Annotated in this window: 20 protein-coding genes; 8 read left to right on the top strand and 12 right to left on the bottom strand. The window is 58.6% G+C overall.

The genetic code is table 11. The annotated features are described in order from the left end of the window. Positions 1–15: 15 nt before the first annotated feature. The 11 genes from lpxD to rpsB form a co-directional block, all read right to left on the bottom strand. Positions 16–1,071 carry a UDP-3-O-(3-hydroxymyristoyl)glucosamine N-acyltransferase gene (lpxD, locus tag ACI2KB_RS21055; RefSeq protein WP_404637521.1) on the bottom strand — a complete coding sequence of 352 codons (1,056 nt, stop codon included), beginning with the start codon at positions 1,069–1,071 and terminating at the stop codon, positions 16–18. Positions 1,072–1,075: 4 nt separating this feature from the next. After that, positions 1,076–1,579 carry an OmpH family outer membrane protein gene (locus ACI2KB_RS21050; protein ID WP_108235756.1) on the bottom strand — a complete coding sequence of 168 codons (504 nt, stop codon included), beginning with the start codon at positions 1,577–1,579 and terminating at the stop codon, positions 1,076–1,078. Positions 1,580–1,624: 45 nt separating this feature from the next. Beyond that, the gene (gene bamA / locus ACI2KB_RS21045; protein ID WP_404637519.1) at positions 1,625–4,000 is read right to left on the bottom strand and encodes an outer membrane protein assembly factor BamA; all 2,376 of its coding nucleotides are present in this window, start codon (positions 3,998–4,000) and stop codon (positions 1,625–1,627) included. Positions 4,001–4,075: 75 nt separating this feature from the next. Then, positions 4,076–5,428, bottom strand: a complete 1,353-nt coding sequence (gene rseP / locus ACI2KB_RS21040; protein ID WP_404637517.1) for a sigma E protease regulator RseP — start codon at positions 5,426–5,428, stop codon at positions 4,076–4,078. 93 nt (positions 5,429–5,521) lie between these two features. Next, positions 5,522–6,712 (bottom strand): 1-deoxy-D-xylulose-5-phosphate reductoisomerase, encoded by a 1,191-nt coding sequence (gene ispC, locus ACI2KB_RS21035; RefSeq protein WP_404637515.1) that lies wholly within the window; start codon positions 6,710–6,712, stop codon positions 5,522–5,524. After that, the gene (locus tag ACI2KB_RS21030; RefSeq protein ID WP_404637513.1) at positions 6,709–7,527 is read right to left on the bottom strand and encodes a phosphatidate cytidylyltransferase; all 819 of its coding nucleotides are present in this window, start codon (positions 7,525–7,527) and stop codon (positions 6,709–6,711) included. The genes ispC and ACI2KB_RS21030 overlap by 4 nt, the downstream gene beginning before the upstream one ends. Next, positions 7,527–8,282 carry a polyprenyl diphosphate synthase gene (gene uppS, locus ACI2KB_RS21025; protein ID WP_404637511.1) on the bottom strand — a complete coding sequence of 252 codons (756 nt, stop codon included), beginning with the start codon at positions 8,280–8,282 and terminating at the stop codon, positions 7,527–7,529. The genes ACI2KB_RS21030 and uppS overlap by 1 nt, the downstream gene beginning before the upstream one ends. A gap of 16 nt (positions 8,283–8,298) precedes the next feature. After that, on the bottom strand, positions 8,299–8,856 hold the full coding sequence (frr, locus tag ACI2KB_RS21020) for a ribosome recycling factor (RefSeq protein ID WP_404637509.1): 558 nt from the start codon (positions 8,854–8,856) through the stop codon (positions 8,299–8,301). Further along, positions 8,853–9,596, bottom strand: a complete 744-nt coding sequence (pyrH, locus tag ACI2KB_RS21015; RefSeq protein WP_019692086.1) for a UMP kinase — start codon at positions 9,594–9,596, stop codon at positions 8,853–8,855. Before pyrH ends, frr begins: the two co-directional genes overlap by 4 nt. 201 nt (positions 9,597–9,797) lie before the next feature. Continuing rightward, positions 9,798–10,664, bottom strand: a complete 867-nt coding sequence (gene tsf / locus ACI2KB_RS21010; protein ID WP_400596905.1) for a translation elongation factor Ts — start codon at positions 10,662–10,664, stop codon at positions 9,798–9,800. A gap of 183 nt (positions 10,665–10,847) precedes the next feature. Next, positions 10,848–11,585 carry a 30S ribosomal protein S2 gene (gene rpsB / locus ACI2KB_RS21005; RefSeq protein ID WP_108235765.1) on the bottom strand — a complete coding sequence of 246 codons (738 nt, stop codon included), beginning with the start codon at positions 11,583–11,585 and terminating at the stop codon, positions 10,848–10,850. 339 nt (positions 11,586–11,924) lie between these two features. Here rpsB and map point away from each other — a divergent pair, with 339 nt between their 5' ends. The 4 genes from map (at position 11,925) to ACI2KB_RS20985 (ending at position 17,920) form a co-directional block, all read left to right on the top strand. Next, positions 11,925–12,707 (top strand): type I methionyl aminopeptidase, encoded by a 783-nt coding sequence (map, locus tag ACI2KB_RS21000; RefSeq protein ID WP_404637506.1) that lies wholly within the window; start codon positions 11,925–11,927, stop codon positions 12,705–12,707. Between the two features lie 45 nt (positions 12,708–12,752). After that, entirely contained in the window at positions 12,753–15,452 is a 2,700-nt protein-coding gene (locus ACI2KB_RS20995; RefSeq protein WP_404637504.1) for a [protein-PII] uridylyltransferase, read from the top strand. A gap of 74 nt (positions 15,453–15,526) precedes the next feature. Then, positions 15,527–16,723, top strand: coding sequence for a succinyldiaminopimelate transaminase (gene dapC, locus ACI2KB_RS20990; RefSeq protein ID WP_404637502.1), 1,197 nt, complete (start codon positions 15,527–15,529; stop codon positions 16,721–16,723). A gap of 345 nt (positions 16,724–17,068) precedes the next feature. Beyond that, positions 17,069–17,920 (top strand): matrixin family metalloprotease, encoded by an 852-nt coding sequence (locus ACI2KB_RS20985; RefSeq protein ID WP_404637500.1) that lies wholly within the window; start codon positions 17,069–17,071, stop codon positions 17,918–17,920. Between the two features lie 8 nt (positions 17,921–17,928). On the opposite strand, the gene ACI2KB_RS20980 is transcribed toward ACI2KB_RS20985, so the two are convergent. Then, positions 17,929–19,575: a Na+/H+ antiporter gene (locus ACI2KB_RS20980; protein WP_404637498.1), complete on the bottom strand. Its 1,647-nt coding sequence runs from the start codon at positions 19,573–19,575 to the stop codon at positions 17,929–17,931. Positions 19,576–19,806: 231 nt separating this feature from the next. Between ACI2KB_RS20980 and ACI2KB_RS20975 the strand changes: the two genes are divergently transcribed. From ACI2KB_RS20975 to ACI2KB_RS20960, 4 genes are all read left to right on the top strand, one after another. Then, entirely contained in the window at positions 19,807–20,163 is a 357-nt protein-coding gene (locus ACI2KB_RS20975) for an ArsC family reductase (RefSeq protein ID WP_404637496.1), read from the top strand. A 31-nt stretch (positions 20,164–20,194) separates the two neighbouring features. Further along, on the top strand, positions 20,195–21,229 hold the full coding sequence (gene dapD / locus ACI2KB_RS20970; protein WP_404637494.1) for a 2,3,4,5-tetrahydropyridine-2,6-dicarboxylate N-succinyltransferase: 1,035 nt from the start codon (positions 20,195–20,197) through the stop codon (positions 21,227–21,229). 113 nt (positions 21,230–21,342) lie between these two features. Then, positions 21,343–22,548 carry an aminotransferase class V-fold PLP-dependent enzyme gene (locus ACI2KB_RS20965; RefSeq protein WP_404637492.1) on the top strand — a complete coding sequence of 402 codons (1,206 nt, stop codon included), beginning with the start codon at positions 21,343–21,345 and terminating at the stop codon, positions 22,546–22,548. Beyond that, complete coding sequence (locus tag ACI2KB_RS20960; protein WP_404637490.1) at positions 22,545–22,949, top strand: SufE family protein; 405 nt, start codon at positions 22,545–22,547, stop codon at positions 22,947–22,949. Before ACI2KB_RS20965 ends, ACI2KB_RS20960 begins: the two co-directional genes overlap by 4 nt. Positions 22,950–23,095: the final 146 nt, after the last annotated feature.

The raw sequence follows: 23,095 nt of genomic DNA, 5'->3' as shown, positions 1-23,095 counted from the left end.
GATAAGAAAAAAATATCAGCTATCAGATGACGCTTTACCGCCCGAGGTCACGGCCTCGACAATCTTTTCCAGCTGCTGCAGCCGCCGCGACATGCCATCGAGCTTACGAATACGGGCCGCGCTCTTGCGCCACTCAGCAGCAGGCTGCATCGCCGTGCCGGAGGAATAGGAACCCGGCTCGGTGATCGAATGGGTCACCATGGTCATGCCGGTGATGAAAACTCCGTCGCAAATATCGATATGCCCCACCAGCCCGACACCGCCTGCGAGCATGCAGTGCTTGCCGATTTTCGTGCTGCCGGAAATGCCGACACACGCCGCCATGGCCGTGTGATCGCCCACTTGAACGTTGTGCGCAATCTGAATCTGGTTATCCAGCTTCACGCCATTGCCGATACGGGTGTCGTCCATCGCACCACGGTCGATGGCCGTGTTCACGCCGATTTCCACGTCATCACCAATGGTCACACCGCCGATCTGAGCGATTTTCTGCCAGACGCCCTTCTCGTTGGCGAAACCGAAGCCCTCGCCACCCAGAACCGCGCCGGACTGGATCACCACACGCTGACCGATACGCACATCGTGGTAAAGCGTCACGCGAGGTGCGAGCCAGCCGCCGTCGCCAATGACACTGCGCGCGCCGACGTAGCACTGCGCACCGAGGGTCACGCCTGCACCAATCTTCGCGCCGCTTTCAATGACCACGTAGGGACCGACACTGGCGCTCAGATCAACGAACGCATCCTGCGCGACGACCGCCGTCGGGTGAATACCCGCCGCAGCCTTGGGCTTGGGGTCGAACAGGTGGGAAATTCGCGCGTACGCCAGATACGGATCGGCGATCAGCAGGGCATTGCCGTCGTAATCTTCAGCATCTGCTGGCTTGAGTAGCACGGCAGCGGCCTGGGTCGTGGCGAGGAATTTTCGATATTGGGGGTTGGCCAGGAAACTGACCTGCCCGGCGCCCGCCTCCTGCAAGGTGGCGAGTCCGGTGATTTCCTTGTCCGCCGGGCCACGCAGTGTGGCCCCGAGGAACTCGGCCAACTGGCCGAGGGTGGTAGTCGCAGTCATGAAGTTACTTCAACTGGTTCATGCGCTCGATCACCTGGCGAGTGACGTCGTATTGTGGCTTGACGTCAATCACGGCTCCGCGCTCGAACACCAGGTCATAGCCGCCTTTCTTGATGACTTCTTCAACGGCCTGATCCAGCTTCGGTTTCAGTTGCTTGAGCATGTCGCGGTCAGCAACGGCTTTGGCTTCGTTCAGCTCCTTGGACTGGAACTGGAAGTCACGGGCTTTCTGTTTGAAGTCCAGCTCCAGCTTCTCGCGCTCAGGCTGAGCCATCTTGTCGCCGCCCGCCACCAGACGATCCTGAATACCCTTGGCGCTGCTTTCCAGTGCTTTGAGCTTGGTCAGTTGCGGGCCGAATTTCTTTTCTGCGTCAACGGCATACTTCTTGGCAGCATCCGATTCCAGCAGCGCCATCTGATAGTTCAGGACGGCGATTTTCATGTCAGCGAATGCCGGGCCTGCAACCAAAACCGTTGCCAGCAATGCCAATTGGGTCAACTTACGCACGTTGTAACTCCTACAGAATCCGTTGTCGTGACAGTGATCAGACCCTTAGAAGGTCTGACCGAGAGAGAATTGGAAGACCTGGGTTTCGGTGTTGTCGTCCGGCTTCTTGATCGGCATCGCCAGTGCGAAGCTCAATGGACCCAGAGCGGTAACCCACGTCACGCCAACACCGACCGAGCTGGCCAGGCCAGACAGGTCAGGGCCGTTACATTCAACTTTTTCACCGTTGACTGTGGTTTTGGTGCTACCACAGTTGGTGTTGAACACGTTACCCACGTCCCAGAACAGCGAGGTACGCAGAGAACGCTGGTCCTTGATGAACGGCAGCGGGAACAGGATCTCGGCACCGCCAGTGATCAACACGTTACCACCGAACGGCAGCGGGTCTTGATCCGGGTCTTGGGAAGTACCCGGGTTACGTCCGCTACTTGGTGTACTACGAGGACCCAAGGTGCTGTCCTTGAAGCCACGTACCGAGTTGAAACCACCTGCGTAGTAGTTCTCATAGAACGGCAGACCGGAGGTCGAACCGAAACCGTCACCATAGCCCAGCTCCGAGTGCAGGCGCAGGGTGGTGTTGGTGGTCAGTGGATGGAACAGCTGGCCACGGTAGTCAAGTTTGTAGAACGACAGGTCGCTGCCCGGAATGGTGGTTTCCAGCGTCAGGCTTTGGGAATGACCACGAGTTGGCAGGGTGCCTTTGTTCAGGGTCGACTCGGACCAGCCCACGGATGCCTTGAAGTTGGTGAAGCTGTCGCCTTCCTTCTCCAGGAAGTCGAATATTTCGTCAACGGTGTAAGTACCGGTGTTGATCTCGTCACGCTGCACCGACAGACCGAAGTTCAAACGCGAGGTTTCGCTGATCGGGTAACCCATGTTGATACCGGCACCGATGCTGTCTACCGAGTAGCTGGCGATATCGACATCGAGGTCGTCGTAGTTGGTCTTGCGGTAGAACGCGCTGTAACCCAAGCTCACACCGTCAGGCGTGAAGTACGGATCGACATAGCTGAAGTTGTAGCGGGTCTGGTATTCACTTTTGGTCAGGCCGATGCTGACCTTGTTACCGGTACCCAGGAAGTTGTTCTGGCTGATCGAACCGCCGAGGATCAGACCGGCACTCTGTGCAAAACCGACGCTCGCGGTGATCGAACCGGAGGCCTGCTCTTCCACGGCATAGTTCACGTCAACCTGATCGTCGGTGCCTGGCACCGCCGGGGTTTCAACGTTCACTTCCTTGAAGAAGCCCAGACGATCAAGACGGGTCTTGGACTGGTCAATCAGATAGGTGGAGGCCCAACCGCCTTCCATCTGACGCATTTCGCGACGCAACACTTCGTCCGCGGTCTTGGTGTTGCCACGGAAGTTGATGCGGTTCACGTAGGCACGCTTGCCCGGATCGACAGCGAACAGAATGTCGACGGTATGGTCTTCATCGTTCGGGGTCGGAACGCCGTTGACGTTGGCGAAGGTATAGCCTTCGTTACCCAGACGACGTGTGATGAGCTCGGAAGTAGTGGTCATGACCTTGCGCGAGAACACCTGGCCCGGTTTGACCAGCAACAGCGACTTGACCTGATCTTCAGGCACTTTCAGGTCGCCACTCAACTTGACCGACTTGACGGTGTATTTTTCGCCTTCATGAATGTTGACGGTGATGTACACGCTTTTCTTGTCAGGGGTGATCGACACCTGAGTCGAGGCGATATCCATGTTGATATAGCCACGGTCAAGGTAGTAGGAACGCAGACGTTCCAGGTCGCCGGACAGTTTTTCCCGGGCGTACTTGTCGTCGTTCTTGAAGAAAGAGAGCCAGTTGGTGGTCTTCAGTTCGAACAGGTCGGTCAGGTCTTCTTCTTTGAAGACCGAGTTGCCGACCACGTTGATGTGCTGGATGGCGGCCACTGCGCCTTCGTTGATGTTGATCTTCAGACCAACGCGGTTACGCGGCTGAGGAACGACTTCAGTGGCGACTTCTGCCGAATAGCGGCCCTGAGCGACATACTGACGCTGCAGCTCGTTACGCACGCCTTCAAGGGTTGCACGCTGGAAGATTTCGCCTTCAGCCAGACCGGATTGCTTCAGCCCCTTCATCAGGTCTTCAGTGGTGATTGCCTTGTTGCCCTCGATCTCGATGCTCGCGACCGACGGACGTTCCACGACAGTGATCACCAGCACGTTGCCATCACGGCCCAGCTGGATGTCCTGGAAGAAACCGGTTTTGAACAACGCGCGCGTGGCTTCGACCAGGCGTGCGTCATCGGCCTGTTCGCCCACGTTCAACGGCAACGCGCCAAAGACGCTGCCTGCGGACACCCGCTGCAGCCCGTTGACACGGATATCGGAGATAGTGAAGGACTCGGCGTGAACTTCGGCGATCATCAGTACGGCAAGAACCGCAGTTAGCAGCAGACGTTTCATGAAGTCCTTTCTTATTCCAACTGGCAATAAACAAACTGCCGCAAAATGCGGCAGATTCACAATTCGGCGTAGCTTTTACAGTCGTCCCAGATCGTTGACCAGTGCGAGTAACATGACTCCGACCACTAGACTGACTCCGATCTGAACCCCCCAGCCCTGAACCTTTTCCGACAGCGGACGACCACGCGCCCACTCGATCAGATAAAACAGCAAGTGCCCCCCGTCCAACACTGGAATGGGCAGCAAATTGAGAACCCCCAGGCTTATGCTCAGATAAGCGAGGAAATTCAAGAAGTCACCAACACCTGACTGGGCCGAAGCGCCCGCCACTTTAGCAATGGTTATCGGTCCGCTCAAGTTTTTTACCGAGAGCTCGCCGAACAGCATTTTCTTCAGCGAATCGAGGGTCAGCACGCTCATCGTCCAGGTACGACGAGCCCCTTCTGCAACAGCAGCCACAGGCCCGTAGCTGACTTCGCGAAGCATCTCCGGCGGCCAGTCAACGGCTTTGACACCAGCCCCCAAGTACCCCGTTGCCGCTTTGCCCTCACCGCGAACCGCGAGCGTGACCGGGACCTCGATTGTCGCACCGTCACGCTCGACACCGAGTGTGATCTTGGTATCAGGACGGACACGAACCCAATCGACGACCTGCTGCCACTCCTCGACCGATTGCCCATTGAGCGTCAGCAGACGATCTCCGGTCTTCAAGCCTGCCGCCTGGGCCGGGCCTTTGGGGTCAAGTTCTGCCAGAACAGGCAACAAGGCCGGGCGCCACGGACGAATCCCCAGCGAATGAATCGGATCTGGCTCATCGGCGCCTTTGAGCCAGTTATCCAGAACCAATGTGCGCGGCATATCGACGTCAGAGCCCTTGTCGCGGACCTTCAAGGCGATGCTGCCGGTCTCCCCCAGACGACGAACCAGCTGCAAATTGACCGCTGCCCAGCCCGTGGTGGTTTCGCCATCAATGGAAACAATTTCCTGGCCGGAAACGAGGCCCGCCTTTTCTGCAATGCTCCCCGCCTCCACGCCACCGATGACAGGGCGAAGCTGCTGACTGCCCAGCATGGCCAGCACCCAGAAGAATGCGATGGCCAGCAAAAAGTTTGCAACCGGGCCAGCGATGACAATGGCGATACGCTGATACACGGTTTTGCGATTGAACGCCTGATCGACGAGGTGAGCAGGCACATCGCCTTCGCGCTCGTCGAGCATTTTCACGTAGCCACCCAGCGGAATGGCAGCTACGACATATTCGGTTCCCTTACGGTCATGCCAGCGCAGCAGCGGCATGCCGAAGCCCACCGAGAAGCGCAGCACTTTTACGCCGCAACGCCGGGCCACCCAGAAGTGGCCAAATTCGTGAAACGTCACCAGCACGCCCAACGCAATCAGGGTGCCGACAATCATGTAAAGCGCGCTCATCGCAGTTCTCCGGGTATCGGTCCGGCGCTGCGGGCAGGTATTGCTTGAGCACCCACCCCCGCCGACACACCTGCATCGTGTGACACATGTCGCCTATCGATCATTTCGCGCGAGCCACTGCTCAGCCAGGCTTCGCGCCCTGGCGTCGACTTGGAACACCGTCTCCAGCTCGCCCATCGCCATGATCGGCTCCGCATTCAAGACTTCGTCGATCATACTCGCGATTTCCGGAAAACGAATGCGTCGATCAAGAAACGCCGCCACCGCGACCTCATTGACCGCGTTCAGCATGGCCGGAGCACTGCCCCCTGCCTCCGCAGCTTGCCGTGCCAGACGCAGGCAAGGGAAGCGCACTTCGTCCGGCGCCTGAAAATCCAGCCGCGCAATGCTGAACAGATCCAGAGGCGCAACGCCCGAATCAATTCGCTCAGGCCAAGCCAGTGCGTGGGCAATGGGAGTACGCATGTCGGGATTGCCCAACTGAGCCAGCACCGAACCGTCCACATAATCCACCATCGAGTGGATGACGCTCTGAGGGTGGACCACGACTTCAATACGAGCCGGCGCACAATCGAACAGCCAGCAAGCCTCGATCAGCTCAAGCCCCTTGTTCATCATGCTGGCTGAATCCACGGAAATCTTGCGACCCATGGACCAGTTTGGATGCGCGCAGGCTTGCTCGGGGGAGACATGCTCCAGCTCCGAAAGCGGCGTTTCCCGAAACGGACCACCGGACGCGGTCAGCAACACCCGGCGCACGCCCACGGCATCGAGGCCCTTGGCGTAGTTGCCGGGCAGGCATTGAAAAATAGCGTTGTGCTCGCTATCCAGCGGCAACAAAACGGTCCCGCTGCGCTGAACCGCTTGCATGAACAGCGCGCCAGACATGACCAACGCTTCCTTGTTGGCCAGCAGTACCTTCTTGCCCGCTTCAACGGCGGCGAGCGTAGGCCTCAAGCCAGCAGCACCTACGATCGCGGCCAGAACAGTATCGACTTGCGGATGGGCAGACACTTCACAAAGGCCACCCTCCCCTACCAAAACCCGCGTATCAAGCCCCGCAGCGCGCAGGTCGTCCTGCAACTGCCGTGCGGCCAGCGTCGTTGGCACCACCGCGAACTGCGGAGTGTGCCGCACGCACAGCGCCAGCAACTCCTTCAGCCGTGTATAACCCGTCAGCGCGAACACCTTGTAGCGCGCGGGGTGACGGGCAATGACGTCAAGGGTACTAAGGCCAATGGAGCCGGTGGCGCCGAGCACCGTGATGTGTTGAGGCTTGCTCACATTAAGCCCCAATCTTTGGCTGCCCACAGCAGCAGCGCGAACACCGGGATCGCAGCGGTCAGACTGTCGATGCGGTCCAGTACGCCGCCATGCCCGGGCAACAGGTTACTGCTGTCCTTCACGCCGGACTTGCGCTTGAACATGCTCTCTGTGAGGTCACCCACAACAGACACCAGCACCACGATGGCGGCACACACCAGCGCAAAGATGATTTCGGAAACCGCCCAACCACGACCGATCCCCACCGCCAGTGTGATCAACAGGCACGCCGCCAGACCACCGTAAAGGCCTTCCCAGCTTTTTCCCGGACTGACTTTCGGCGCCAGCTTTCGCTTGCCGAATGCCTTTCCGGAGAAATAGGCACCGATGTCTGCCCCCCAAACCAGAACCATGACAGCGAGGATCAGCCAGTTACCCGATGGCGAAAGCTTGATGAGAATCAGCCCTTGCCAGGCAGGCAGCAGAATCAGCAAACCGATGACCAACTTGCACAGCACGCTGGACCAATGCTCGCTCGATTCCGGGTAGGTCAAGACCAGCCAGGTCGCTGCCAGCCACCAGAGCAGTGCCGCGACCAGTAGCCACGGTGCGAGGCCCGGCAACAGGTAGAGCAGAAAAAGCAGCACCGCCACCGCAGCGGCATACACCACACGAATGGACTGGCTTTCAAAACCGGCGAGACGTGCCCATTCCCAGGCACCCAGGGCAACGACAACGCCAATGAACAGTGCGAAGTAACCGCCTTCAAGCAGAAAAAAACCGCACAGCGCCAGAGGCGCGAGAATCAACGCCGTAATGATTCGTTGTTTGAGCATTAAGCACGGGCTCCGGCTTCCACCTGCTCGCTGGTCTTACCAAAGCGGCGCTGGCGCGAAGCGAAATCGGCCAGCGCATGGCGCATGGCATCGTGTTTGAAGTCCGGCCAGAACAGGTCGGAGAAATACAGCTCGGCATAAGCGAGCTGCCACAGCAGAAAGTTGCTGATGCGATGCTCCCCCCCGGTACGAATGCACAGGTCGGGTAGCGGCAGATCACCGGTCGCAAGACAGGTTTGCAACAACTCGGGCGTAATGTCTTCCGGGCGCAAATGCCCGGCCTGAACCTCACGCGCCAAACGCTGCGCCGCTTGAGCAATATCCCACTGACCGCCGTAATTGGCGGCGATCTGCAGGACAAAGCGACTATTACCGGCGGTAGAGGCCTCAGCTTCGCGAATCGCGGCCTGAAGTTCCGGATGGAAGCGCGAACGGTCACCAATGATGCGCAAGCTGATGCCGTTCTCGTTCAAGCGCCGGGTCTCCCGACGCAGGGCGGTGAAGAACAACTCCATCAACGCCCCGACCTCTTCCGCAGGGCGCTGCCAGTTCTCACTGGAGAAGGCGAACAGCGTCAGCACCTCGACCCCGGCCTCGGCACACACCTCAATCACTGCCCGAACAGCATCCACCCCAGCCTTGTGACCCGCCACACCTGGTAACAGACGCTTCTTCGCCCAGCGATTGTTTCCATCCATGATGATCGCGACATGGCGCGGTACCGACGACGGCACAGCCAGCTTTGTCTTTTCCATGAAAGCTTCCCGACCCTTAAACGGCCATCAGGTCCGCTTCTTTGTCATCCGTGGCCTTGGTGATCTGAGCCTCGAAGTCCTTGATCAGCTTGTCGATATCAGCGCTGGCGCGACGCTCTTCGTCTTCGCTGATTTCCTTGTCCTTGACCAGTTTCTTCAGGTCACCCATGGCGTCACGACGAATGTTGCGCACTGCGACGCGAGCGTCTTCGGCAGCACTGCGCGCCTGCTTGGTGAAGCCCTTGCGGGTCTCTTCAGTCAGCGGCGGCATGTTGACCAGCAGCAGCTCTCCCAGGTTGGTCGGGTTCAGATTCAGTCCAGCACTGGCGATGGCCTTGTCGATCGCCCCCAGCATGTTGCGCTCGAACGGGACAACTTGCAGCGTACGAGAGTCTTTCACGGTGACGTTGGCAACGCCGGTCAGCGGCGTGTCCGCACCGTAGTAAGGAACCATTACGGTTCCCAGCACGCTAGGGTGCGCCTTGCCAGTACGAATCTGGCCGAATGCGTGGTGCAGGGATTCCAGGGATTTCTGCATGCGCTCTTTAGCGTCTTTCTTGATGTCGTTGATCATTGTTCGCCTTCCTCGATCAAGGTTCCTTCCGCGCCGCCATGCACGATGTTCAGCAGGGCGCCGGGTTTATTCATGTTAAAGACACGCAGCGGCATCTTGTGGTCACGGCACAGACAAATGGCCGTCAGATCCATTACACCCAGCTTGCGATCCAGCACTTCATCATAAGTAAGATGATCGAACTTCTCGGCATGCGGGTCCTTGAATGGATCGGCAGTGTACACACCATCGACCTTGGTTGCCTTCAATACGACGTCGGCATCGATTTCGATGGCGCGCAGGCAAGCGGCCGAGTCGGTGGTGAAGAACGGGTTACCGGTGCCCGCCGCGAAAATCACCACTTCCTTGGCGTTCAGATGACGCATGGCCTTGCGACGATCATAGTGATCCGTCACGCCCACCATGGAAATAGCCGACATCACGATGGCCGAGATGTTGGCCCGCTCCAGCGCATCACGCATCGCCAAGGCGTTCATCACGGTCGCCAGCATGCCCATGTGATCACCCGTAACGCGATCCATACCGGCAGCGCTAAGGGCAGCACCGCGGAACAGGTTGCCACCGCCGATCACCAGACCGACCTGTACACCTATCCCTACCAGTTGCCCCACCTCCAGCGCCATGCGATCCAGCACTTTAGGGTCGATCCCGAACTCTTCGGACCCCATCAGGGCCTCGCCGCTAAGCTTGAGTAGAATGCGTTTATAGCGAGCTTGATAACCACTGCCCTGCTGAGCCATTGCGAATCTCTCCTGCGGCGTTTGAAAAAAATCTTCTGAGCGGCGGGCCGTTTTCAGCCTGCGCTAACTCTAGCTATTCACTCGGGGTGTTGCAGCCTTGTGGGCCACCCACCCGAAAAAAACAAATTCGTGCAGCCGTTTTGAAAAAGAGGCTGCGCGCGTGAGCGGGCAGCCTCTTTGGTCGACAGTTGAAAAACCGTCTTATTGCTTGCTGGCAGCAGCCACTTGAGCGGCAACTTCTTCAGCGAAGTTGTCAACTGGCTTCTCGATGCCTTCGCCGACTTTGAAGTAGGTGAAGGAAACGATTTCAGCACCGGCTTTCTTGGCCAGAGCACCAACGGTGACTTCAGGGTTCATGACGAACGCCTGCTCAACCAGGCTGGCTTCAGCCTTGAACTTGGCGATACGGCCAGCAACCATCTTCTCGGCGATGTCAGCAGGCTTGCCCTTCAGCTTTTCTTCGTTCAGTTGCAGGAAGACGCCCTTCTCGCGCTCGATCGCTTCGGCGGAGATTTCTTCCGGCTTCAGGAACTCAGGGTTGCTGGCAGCAACGTGCATCGCGATGTTCTTGGCCAGCTCGCTGTCGCCGCCTTTCAGAGCGACAACAACACCAATCTTGTTACCGTGCAGGTAAGCACCCAGAACGTCACCCTCGATACGGGCCAGACGACGGATGTTGACGTTTTCGCCGGTTTTGGCAACCAGAGCCAGACGAGCAGGCTCTTGCGCTTCGATCAGCGGCTCAACGGTGGTCAGCTTGTCAGCGAATGCTTTTTCGACGCTGGCAGCGACGAATGCCTTGAAGTCGTCCTGCAGAGCCAGGAAGTCGGTCTGAGAGTTGACCTCAACCAGAACGGCAACTTTGCCATCGCTCTTGACGCCGATGGAGCCTTCAGCAGCCACGTTGCCTGCTTTCTTGGCAGCCTTGATGGCGCCCGATGCACGCATATCGTCAATGGCTTTTTCGATGTCGCCGCCAGCCTTGGTCAAGGCCTTCTTGCAGTCCATCATGCCTTCGCCGGTACGCTCGCGCAGTTCTTTGACCAACGCTGCAGTAATCTCTGCCATTTCAAAATCCTCTTTGGATAGGTCTTCAACCATTCCACCCGCCGAGCGGGCGTACAATTCTTGAAAAACCATGGTGACAGTTGCGCATGACAATCAGATCGATGGCAACGCCAGATGGTTTTCGAGGTGGCAAAAAGGGGGCTTAGCCCCCTTTTTGCGTACCGAGTGAACGCTAAGCGTCAATTACTCGGCAGCAGGTACAGCCGCTTCTTCAGCGTAAACTTCGGTGCCGCCAGCAACATTGTTGCGGCCACGGATAACGGCGTCAGCCATCGAACCCATGTACAGCTGGATGGCGCGAATGGCGTCATCGTTACCTGGGATGATGTAGTCAACGCCTTCCGGGCTGCTGTTGGTATCGACAACGCCGATGACCGGAATGCCCAGCTTGTTGGCTTCGGTGATCGCGATGCGCTCGTGATCAACGTCGATGACGAACAGTGCGTCTGGCAGACCGCCCATGTCCTTGATACCGCCCAGGCTGCGATCCAGTTTTTCCAGATCGCGAGTGCGCATCAGCGCCTCTTTCTTGGTCAGCTTGGCGAAGGTGCCGTCTTCAGACTGAACTTCCAGCTCGCGCAGACGCTTGATCGAAGCACGAATGGTTTTGAAGTTGGTCAGCATGCCGCCCAACCAGCGGTGATCGACGTACGGCGAACCGCAACGTGCTGCTTCTTCAGCAACGATCTTGCCAGCGGAACGCTTGGTGCCGACGAACAGAATCTTGTTTTTGCCCTGAGCCAGACGCTCTACGAACGTCAGCGCGTCGTTGAACATTGGCAGGGTTTTTTCAAGGTTGATGATGTGGATCTTGTTACGCGCGCCGAAAATGTACTTGCCCATTTTCGGGTTCCAGTAACGGGTCTGGTGGCCGAAGTGCACACCGGCCTTCAGCATATCGCGCATGTTGACTTGGGACATGATAGTTCCTTGATAAGTCGGGTTAGGCCTCCACGTATCCCAATGACCAACCAGCGGCAAGAGCCGAGGGCACCCAGGTCATCGTGTCGACACGTGTGTGGGGTTTAGGCTTTCGGGGCATACCCCGTAAAGCGGCGCATTTTATATCACAAAAGACTGAATAACGGAACCCGCAATAAGATTCTGTTTTCTCGACGCTTTTGCACCCGGCGCGCTATCGGGCGGCATACTCTGCCAGCTTCCATATGAAGACGCGATGATCACCCGCCCGGCGGTGGTCTGATAGAATCCCGTTTTTCCGTGTTTAGCTGCGGCCTTGCCGCGCCGAGAGAGCCTTGTATGACCGTTACCATCAAAACCCCTGAAGACATCGAGAAGATGCGCATCGCCGGTCGTCTGGCCGCCGAAGTTCTGGAAATGATCGGGGCGTACGTCAAGCCTGGCGTCACCACCGACGAGCTGGACCGCATCTGCCACGACTACATCGTCAATGAGCAGAAGGCCATCCCGGCTCCGCTCAATTACAAGGGCTTTCCGAAATCCATCTGTACCTCGATCAACCATGTCGTCTGCCACGGCATTCCGAACGAGAAGCCGCTGAAGGAAGGTGATGTACTGAACATCGACGTGACCGTGATCAAGGACGGCTACCACGGCGACACCAGCAAGATGTTCCATGTCGGCAAAGTGCCCGAGTGGGCTGAACGTCTGTCGAAGATCACCCAGGAATGCATGTACAAAGGCATCGAACTGGTCAAGCCGGGTGCGCACCTGGGCGACATCGGTGAAGTGATCCAGAAGCATGCCGAGAAGAATGGCTTTTCCGTGGTTCGCGAATACTGCGGTCACGGTATCGGCAAAGTGTTTCATGAAGAACCGCAGGTCCTGCACTACGGCAAGGCCGGTACGGGCATGGAGCTGAAAGAAGGCATGACCTTCACCATCGAGCCGATGATCAACCAGGGCAAGGCCGACACCCGCCTGTTGGGCGATGGCTGGACAGCCATTACCAAGGACCGCAAGCTGTCGGCGCAGTGGGAACACACCATTCTGGTGACCGCCACCGGCTATGAAATCTTCACGCTGCGAAGCGACGACACAATCGCCCGCACCTCTGCCTGATCAACTTCGTCCGATTCGGCGCATATATAGAAGGAAAGCAGTTCGATGCCGCAAGTGGACCCAGATTTGTTTGATCGTGGCCAGTTTCAGGCCGAACTGGCACTTAAGGCCAGCCCCATCGCCGCCTTCAAGAAAGCCATCCGCCAGGCACGCGAGGTGCTGGATGAGCGTTTTCGCGCAGGCCGGGAGATTCGTCGGCTGATCGAAGACCGGGCCTGGTTCGTCGATAACATTCTGCAACAAGCCTGGGAACAGTTCGATTGGAGCGAAGACGCCGACATCGCACTGTTGGCGGTCGGTGGCTACGGTCGTGGCGAACTGCACCCCTATTCCGATATCGACTTGCTGATTCTGCTGGACAGCGCCGACCATGAGATTTTCCGGGACTCCATCGAGCGTTTTCTGACGCTGTTGTGGGACATCGGTCTGGAAGTCGGTCAGAGCGTGCGCTCGGTGGACGAATGCGCCACTGAAGCGCGGGCCGACCTGACGGTGATCACCAACCTGATGGAAAGCCGCACCATCGCCGGTCCCGAGCACCTGCGCCAACGTATGCTGGAAGTCACCAGCACCTCCGAGATGTGGCCGAGCAAGGAGTTCTTTCTCGCCAAGCGCGCCGAACAGAAGACCCGCCATCACAAGTATTTCGACACCGAGTACAACCTTGAGCCCAACGTCAAAGGCTCGCCCGGCGGCCTGCGCGACATTCAGACCATCCTCTGGGTAGCCCGCCGTCAATACGGCACGCTTAACCTGCACGCACTGGCCGATCAGGGCTTCTTGCTGGAAAGCGAACACGCCCTGCTCGCCTCGTCTCAGGAGTTTCTGTGGAAAGTGCGCTACGCGCTGCACATGCTCGCCGGTCGTGCGGAGGACCGCCTGCTGTTCGATTATCAAACCAATATCGCGCGCCTGCTGGGATACCAGGACAGCGACGCGAAGTTGGCCATCGAACGCTTCATGCAGAAGTATTACCGCGTAGTGATGAGCATCGCCCAGTTGAGCGACCTGATCATTCAGCATTTCGAAGAAGAGATCCTGGCGGACGATCAGGGCTCTGTCACCGAATCGATCAACTCACGCTTCCAACTGCACGACGGCTACATCGAGGCGACCAACCCGAACGTCTTCAAGCGCACGCCGTTCGCGATTTTGGAGATTTTCGTGCTGATGGCCCAGCACCCGGAAATCAAGGGCGTCCGTGCCGACACCATTCGCCTGCTGCGCGAACATCGGCACCTGATCAACGACGATTTCCGCAACGATATTCGCAATACCAGCCTGTTCATCGAACTGTTCAAGTGCGAGATCGGCATTCACCGCAATCTGCGGCGAATGAACCGCTACGGCATTCTGGGCCTCTACCTGCCCGAGTTCGGGCACATCGTTGGGCAGATGCAACACGACCTGTTCCACATTTATACGGTCGATGCCCACACGCTCAACCTGATCAAACACCTGCGCAAGCTCCAGTACACGCAGATGTCGGAAAAATTCCCGCTAGCCAGCAAGCTGATGGGCAAGCTGCCCAAGCCGGAACTGATCTATCTCGCGGGCCTGTACCACGACATCGGTAAAGGCCGCGGTGGCGATCACTCGGAACTGGGCGCGGTCGACGCCGAGGCGTTTGGCATTCGCCATCATCTGCCGAACTGGGACACCCAACTGATCGTCTGGCTGGTGCAAAACCATCTGGTGATGTCGACCACCGCCCAGCGCAAGGACTTGTCCGATCCACAGGTGATCCACGATTTCGCCCAGTTCGTAGGCGACGAAGTGCATCTGGACTACCTCTATGTGCTGACCATCGCCGACATCAACGCGACCAACCCGACCCTCTGGAACTCCTGGCGCGCCAGCCTGCTGCGCCAGTTGTATACCGAGACCAAGCGCGCCCTGAAACGCGGTCTGGAAAACCCGGTCGATCGCGAAGAACAGATCCGTCGCACGCAAAGCGCCGCGCTGGATATTCTGGTACGCAATGGCACAGACCCCGACGACGTCGAGCAATTGTGGTCGCAACTGGGCGATGATTATTTCCTGCGCCACACGGCAGGCGATGTGGCCTGGCACAGCGACGCCATTCTCCAGCAACCCGCCGACGGCGGCCCGCTGGTGCTGATCAAGGAAACCACGCAACGAGAATTCGAAGGCGGCACGCAGATCTTCATCTATGCCCCCGACCAACACGATTTCTTCGCCGTGACCGTGGCGGCAATGGACCAGTTGAACCTGAACATCCACGACGCCCGAGTCATCACCTCGACCAGCCAGTTCACCCTCGACACCTACATTGTGCTCGACAGCGACGGCGGCCCGATCGGCGATAACCCGGAGCGGATCAAAACCATTCGCGAAGGTCTGACCGAAGCGTTGCGCAACCCTGACGACTACCCGACGATCATCAAACGCCGGGTGCCGCGCCAGCTCAAGCACTTTGCCTTCGCGCCGGTGGTGACGATTTCCAATGATGCGCAACGGCCGGTGACCGTGCTTGAACTGAGCGCGCCGGACCGCCCGGGCTTGCTGGCCCGCATTGGCAAAATATTCCTGGAATTCGACCTGTCGCTGCAGAACGCCAAGATTTCCACTCTGGGCGAGCGCGTAGAAGACGTGTTCTTTCTCACCGACGAGAAAAATCAGCCGCTGTCCGATCCTCAACTGTGCAGCCGATTGCAGGACGCCATCGTCCAGCAACTGAGCGTCAACCAGGAGCCTGGCAGCGAACTGCGCATCAGCATTTGAACGCCCTGAAAATTCGATTCATCGGCGCCGGATGCAACAACGCCCGGCGCCCCGCTCTCCGAGAACGACTGCTCATGAACAATGCTTTGCAACAGCTTCAGCCCTACCCGTTCGAAAAACTGCGCGCCCTGCTGGGCAGTGTCACACCAAACCCGGACAAACGCCCGATAGCCCTGTCCATTGGCGAGCCAAAGCACACCTCCCCCGAATTCGTCGCCAAGGCACTGGCCGACAACCTGGACAAGATGGCGGTCTACCCGACGACAGCGGGAATCCCCGCGCTGCGTGAAGCCATCGCAGGCTGGTGCGAACGCCGCTTCAGCGTGCCGCAAGGCTGGCTGGACGCGGGCAAGCACGTACTTCCGGTCAATGGCACCCGAGAAGCACTGTTCGCGTTCACTCAAACCGTGGTCAACCGCAGCGATGACGGTCTGGTGGTCAGCCCCAACCCCTTCTATCAAATCTACGAAGGCGCAGCGTTCCTCGCGGGCGCCAAGCCGCACTACCTGCCCTGCGTGGTAGAACACGGCTTCAACCCGGACTTCGACGCCGTACCGGCTGACATCTGGAAGCGCTGCCAGATTCTGTTCCTCTGCTCGCCAGGCAACCCGACCGGCGCGCTGATTCCGCTGGAAACCCTGAAAAAGCTCATCGCACTGGCCGACGAACACGACTTCGTCATTGCCGCCGATGAATGCTACAGCGAACTGTACTTTGACGAAGGCACCCCGCCGCCAGGTCTGCTGACTGCCTGCGCCGAACTGGGTCGCGAGGATTTCAAGCGCTGCGTGGTCTTCCACAGCCTGTCCAAACGCTCCAACCTGCCAGGGCTGCGTTCCGGCTTCGTGGCGGGTGACGCCGAGATTCTCAAGGGGTTTCTGCTGTATCGCACCTACCACGGCTGCGCGATGCCGGTTCAGACTCAACTGGCGAGCATCGCCGCCTGGAACGATGAAGCCCACGTACGCGCCAACCGTGACCTGTACCGCGAGAAATTCGACGCAGTGCTGGAGATCCTCTCCCCCGTGATGGACGTACAACGTCCTGACGGCAGTTTCTACCTGTGGCCTAACGTCGGCAGCGATGACGCTGCGTTCTGCCGCGACCTGTTCGAAGCGGAACACGTGACGGTAGTACCAGGCTCTTATCTGTCCCGCGACGTTGATGGCGCCAACCCCGGTGCAGGGCGTGTTCGCATGGCATTGGTTGCGTCATTGTCCGAATGTGTGGAGGCGGCAGAACGCATTCGAAACTTCGTGAAAACCCGCTGACCGCTCGACGCTGAAACGGCATCAACCCTCGAAAGGGCTGTCCGCTAACGGTCAGCCCTTTTTATATGCGCTTATCGCAGCACGTTGAAAATCGGCTTCGTGGAGGAATCGATCGACAATGCATTGACCATTGGCGAGTGGGCGTGAATTCAACATTGAGCGAGAAAGACAAGTCGTTCATACGCCTGGCCTATCCGCGAAACCGACCCGTTCGTATAAAACACCGAAAATCATCACGCTATACATATGTACGGCAACTCGCTGAATTCAAAGGATTATTCTTTCGTGACTCAAGGCATTGTCTGCAACAAGCAGGCAGTGCCCTCACCTCGAAAGGACTCGACCATGAAAACCGCGCTTTACCTTTGCAACACGTCTCACCACGTAGACCTGAAAGCTGCCTACGACGCCGCCATCAACGAAAACCCGGCCAACGCCCAGATCACGCCCAGCTATCTCACAGAGCATCAATCTTCGGATCGGGACTCGCGCATCGTGACCTCATTCACCAAATACTGGGCCCGCGGTCGGACGCTCAAAATACGCTTTCTGGAAAAAAGCCCCGCTTACCTGCAGCAGCTATTTTTCGACACAGCGAGCCAGTGGCTCCCGCACATCAATCTCAAGTTCGAGCTGGTGACATCAGGAGATGCAGAGATACGTATCTCGCTTGCGCAGCCATTTCATGCCAGCGCCGTAGGGACTGACGCCCTGCTTGCGTACCATGATCAGTCGGTCCCGACGATGGGGTTCAATCTGACCAGCCTGGTCGACGCCCAGAAACTCATCAAACAGCAGGGAAAACCCTCTGCCGGATTCGATATCCGCACCGTACTCAGCGCCGACTTCGATCGGGTCGTTCTACACGAATTCGGGCACGCACTGGGTGCCGAGCACGAACATCAACACCCCAACGCAAACATCCCATGGGACGAACAGAAAGTGCTGAGCGATTTCGCCGCCAGAGGCATGAGTGAAGCCTTCATCCGCAAGAACATCCTGGATCGCTACGAAGCTGCCGACTTTTCCTACTCAGAATATGACCAGGAATCTGTGATGCATTACAACGTGCCCGAAAAACACACACTCGGCAGTTTCCGGATCGACAATACCGGCAAAACGTTGAGCGAGAAGGACAAAGCCTTCATGAAGGCCATTTACGGCGACCGACAGAACGATCGCGGCCCCTTAGATTGAGCTCGTCGTCACTTGACGACACCCAGATTGGCTTCACTCAGGTCAAGTTCCGCAAGTATCAGACGCAGCACGTCATCGCCAATCTTGCGGTGACGGTGCAAGCTGTACAACTCCAGACGTTGGGCACGCAGAGCATTAATGCGCATGCGCTTCTCCAGTTGATCCATCTGGAATGCCAGTGCCTGGGCTTCTGCAGTGTCGTTGAAAATTTCGAGCCGATGGCGGTACTCGGACATGATGCGCGACTTCACTTCTGTCGCGAGCACCGCCTGGGCCGCATCGGGCGAGCCGGTCGCCCCTGGGACGTCTTCGCTTTCCAGCGTCTTGATCGCCGCTTGAGCAGTCAACTTCCATGCGTCGCGCACTTCGCGCTTCAGACGAAGATCAGGCTCGCTGACCAGACCGCGCAACAACAGCGGAAGGCAGACGCTTGCCACCACCAGCGACAACAGAATGACCCCGGCGGCGATGAAGATCAGCAGGTCCCGCTCGGGAAACTCGACCCCGGCGGCGATCAGCATGGGTACCGACAACGTACCGGCCAGCGTCACGGCACCGCGCACGCCCCCTACCGTCAGCAACAACGCAGAACGGGCAGACAGCTCAAGAGCGCCATCACTCTGCCCACGCCAGCGCCTGAATTGCACCATCAGTCGCCAAACGCTGCGTACCCAGACATAGCGCAAAATGGCCAGCACGATGAAGATCGCCAAGACATCCAGCCAACGCCAGAGTAACGCTGGCCAGAGTGTCACTTCCTGATGCGTGACGGCGCTGACAATGTCCGGTAACTGCAATCCGAGCAGCAGAAAAATGAGTCCATTGAACGCGAATTCCAGAAGGGTCCACACGCTGCGATTGAGTAGACGGGTGCTGGTCTGGCGCGGCAGCAGATCAACCCAACTCTGCATCATCCCCGCCGCGACGGCAGAGAGAATACCCGACACCTCAAGTCGCTCCGCTAACACATAGGCCGCAAAGGGCAGCAACAACATGAACACGACATGGGTTGCCGGATCGTCCCAGCCCCGGGTGATCATCCAACTGCGAAAGCGCCCCACCACCCAGCTCAGCACCACCCCGACAGCCAGCCCACCAACGGCCACCAAGATGAACGTCAGACTGGCATCGGTCAGGGAAAACACCCCCGTGATCGCGGCCGCCAGTGCGAACTTGAAGGTCACAAGGCCCGACGCATCGTTCATCAGCGCCTCACCCTGCAACATGCGCATGATGGGCGCGGGCAATCGGTCCTGTGCAATGGCGGAGACCGCGACGGCGTCTGTCGGCGACAGCACGGCGGCCAGCGCAAATGCCACCGGCAGCGGAACACTGGGCAGCAACCAGTGAATGAAGTATCCCGCACCGACGACCGTGAAAATCACCAACCCCACCGCAAGTGTCAGGATCGGACCGCGATAGTGCCAAAAGTCGCGCTTGGGCATGCGCCAGCCATCCGAGAACAGCAGTGGCGGCAGAAACAGAAAAAGAAACAGCTCCGGGTCAAGCGCCACATGCAGGCCCAGCGTCGGCCATGCGAGCAAGGCTCCCGCCGCAATCTGGACCAGCGGCAGAGGCAGCGGGATCACTCGTGCCAACAAACGTGAGACCCCTACCAGCGTCAACAGAATCAGGACGGTATAGGCGGTCTGCATTGCGTTTTTCCCCAAACGAGCGACATGTGACTGTTGCCCGGAGTCACTCCGGGTACAGCGTCGAAGTGCCATATTAGCGGCTTAAGCTGCCCTCTCGGGTTAATACATAGGTCTTAACGCGCACAAAAACACTCGCCAGAAGACACAAAGCTTCGGCGGGCCGCACCCAAGCCCGCTGTACGTGGCATAATCCGTCACCGTTTTTTTCGCAATCCCAAAGGGGGCAAGCTCATGGCTGACAAAACGTTGCACCTGTTCGGGATCAAAGCCTGCGACACCATGAAAAAGGCCCGCACCTGGCTCGATGAAAAATCGGTGAACTACGATTTTCACGACTACAAGACGCTGGGCATCGACCGCGAACACTTGACCCAGTGGTGCAACGAGCACGGCTGGGAAACGGTGCTGAACCGCGCGGGCACGACCTTTCGCAAGCTGGATGAGGCGCAGAAAGCCGACCTCGACCAGAACAAGGCGATTGAGCTGATGCTCGCCCAACCCTCGATGATCAAGCGCCCGGTGCTGGATCTCGGTGGCAAGACCCTGATTGGCTTCAAACCTGACCTGTACGCAGCGGCTATCGCCTGATTGAGATAGCCCCAAAATGAGAGGAATTTCCATGTCCACTTCCCTGTTCAGCCTGGCCTTCGGCGTCGGCACTCAAAACCGCCAAGGCGCCTGGCTGGAAGTTTTCTACGCCCTGCCCCTGCTCAACCCTTCGGCTGAAATCGTTGCCGCTGTTTCGCCAATTCTGGGTTACACCGGTGGCAACCAGGCCATCGCGTTCACCACCGACCAGGCCTCGAAACTGGCCGAATCACTGAAGTCGGTCGACGCTGCACAAGCCGCGCTGCTGACCCGCCTGGCTGAAAGCCACAAGCCGCTGGTTGCAACGCTGCTGGCCGAAGACGCCGCGCTGACCTCCACGCCCGAGGCTTACCTCAAGCTGCATCTGCTGTCCCATCGTCTGGTCAAGCCGCACGGCCTGAGCCTGGCCGGTGTGTTCCCGCTGCTGCCAAACGTGGCCTGGACCAGCCAGGGCGCCATCGACCTGAGCGAGCTGGCAGAGCGTCAACTGGAAGCACGCCTCAAAGGCGAGCTGCTGGAAGTGTTCTCCGTCGACAAATTCCCGAAAATGACCGACTACGTCGTACCGGCCGGTGTGCGTATCGCTGACACCGCACGCGTTCGCCTGGGCGCTTACATCGGCGAAGGCACCACCGTCATGCACGAAGGTTTTGTCAACTTCAACGGCGGCACCGAAGGTCCGGGCATGATCGAAGGTCGTGTGTCGGCAGGCGTGTTCGTCGGCAAGGGTTCAGACCTGGGCGGCGGTTGTTCGACCATGGGCACCCTGTCGGGTGGCGGCAACATCGTGATCAAGGTCGGCGAAGGCTGCCTGATCGGCGCGAACGCCGGTATCGGCATTCCGCTGGGTGACCGCAACACCGTGGAAGCCGGTCTGTACATCACCGCAGGCACCAAAGTGGCGCTGCTGGATGAGAAGAACGAGCTGGTCAAGGTCCTCAAAGCCCGTGATCTGGCCGGTCAGCATGACCTGCTGTTCCGTCGCAACTCGCAAACCGGCGCCGTGGAATGCAAATCCCACAAGTCGGCCATCGAGCTGAACGAAGCGCTGCACGCTCACAACTGATCGAATCTGAGGGCCAGTTCATTCGCCAGACGGGTACATCCGACACAGGCGTGTCGGATGATTCAGCCTCTCGCGAATGAATTCGCTCCCACAGGTGAGAGAGTCAACTTCTCATGTCCCTTATTTCTCCGTGGCGCGCTGACTTCCCCGCTCTCGATGCCTTAGAACGGCAAGGCCAGACCTATCTGGACAGCGCCGCCACTGCACAAAAACCTCAAGCCCTGATCGACGCTCTGGCCCATTACTACGGCAACGGCGCTGCCAATGTGCACCGTGCCCAGCATCTACCCGGCGCCATGGCCACGCAGGCGTTTGAGGACACCCGCCACAAGGTCGCCGACTGGTTGAACACAGGCTCGTCCGGGCACATCGTGTTCACCCATGGCGCCACCTCGGCCTTCAATTTGCTCGCCTACGGGCTGGAGCATCTGTTTGAGGCGGGCGACGAGATCGTCATCAGTGCCCTGGAACATCACGCTAACCTGCTGCCTTGGCAGCAACTGGCCAAACGTTGTGACCTGAAACTGGTCATTCTGCCGCTGACGCGCGAAGGCGTTATCGATCTGAGTGCCGCCACTTCACTGATCAACTCGCGAACTCGTTTGCTGGCGGTCAGCCAACTGTCCAACGTGCTCGGCACCTGGCAGCCAGTCAGCGAACTGATGACGATGGCGAGGGCGCACAACGCGCTGACCGTGATCGACGGCGCTCAGGGCGTGGTACATGGCCGCCACGACGTGCAGGCGCTGGGTTGTGATTTTTATGTGTTCTCCAGCCACAAGCTGTATGGCCCGGATGGGGTTGGCGTTCTGTTCGGTCGTCATCAGGCTTTGGCGCACTTGCAGCATTGGCAGTTTGGCGGCGAGATGGTCTTGCAGGCCGGCTATCAGGACGCGACGTTCCGCCCTGCTCCATTGGGTTTTGAGGCCGGTACGCCACCGGTTTCCGGGGTGATCGGCCTGGGCGCAACCCTCGACTACCTGAACGATGTCAATCAAGTGGCCGCCGCTGAACATGAAGCCCGACTGCATGAGCTGCTGTGTGCAGGTCTGCGTCTGCGCGAGGGTGTGCGACTGGTCGGTGCACCTCAGGTGGCACTGGCGAGCTTCGTCGTTGATGGCGTGCACAACGCAGACCTCGCGCATCTGCTGACCGAGCAAGGCATCGCCGTCCGCGCAGGGCACCATTGCGCAATTCCCCTGATCAGCAGTCTGGGCCTGTCGGGCGCAATTCGGGTGTCGCTGGCGCTGTACAACGATTCAGAGGATCTGGAGCGCTTCTTCAATGCGCTGGATCAGGCGCTGGAGCTGTTGCGATGAGCCTGCCCGTTGACGCACAGACCGCCCTCGACACCTTCAACGCGTCGCTCAGTTGGGAGCAACGCGCACGCCTGTTGATGCAATGGGGCGAGCGTTTGCCCGCGTTGGCAGATGACGAAAAAACCGATGAGCACCTGGTCGACGGTTGCGAAAGCAAGGTATGGCTGCTGGGGGATGTGATCGACGGCCATTGGCAGTTTCGCGCCGCCAGCGACGCCCGTTTGGTTCGCGGACTGGTGGCGTTGCTGCTGGCGCGGGTCAACGGGTTGTCCGCTGACGACTTGCAACAAGTCGATCTGAATGATTGGTTCAATCAGTTGGGTCTGAGCCGCCAGCTCTCGTCATCACGCAGCAATGGGTTGAATGCCGTACTGCAGAAGATGCGGCAACTGGCGGGTTGACCACATAGAGGCTGACACCATCCGCCCCTGTGGGAGTGAGCTTGCTCACGAGGCACTGGCAGATTCAGCGGATTTACATCGCTTGGAACACAGTCTTCGTGAGCAAGGTCACTCCCACAGAGGTCACGTTGGCGCACCAACAGGAT

The sequence above is a fragment of the Pseudomonas sp. NPDC088444 genome (assembly GCF_044900175.1).
Taxonomy (GTDB): Bacteria; Pseudomonadota; Gammaproteobacteria; order Pseudomonadales; family Pseudomonadaceae; genus Aquipseudomonas.
This window is presented reverse-complemented; position numbering and strand designations above follow the sequence as displayed.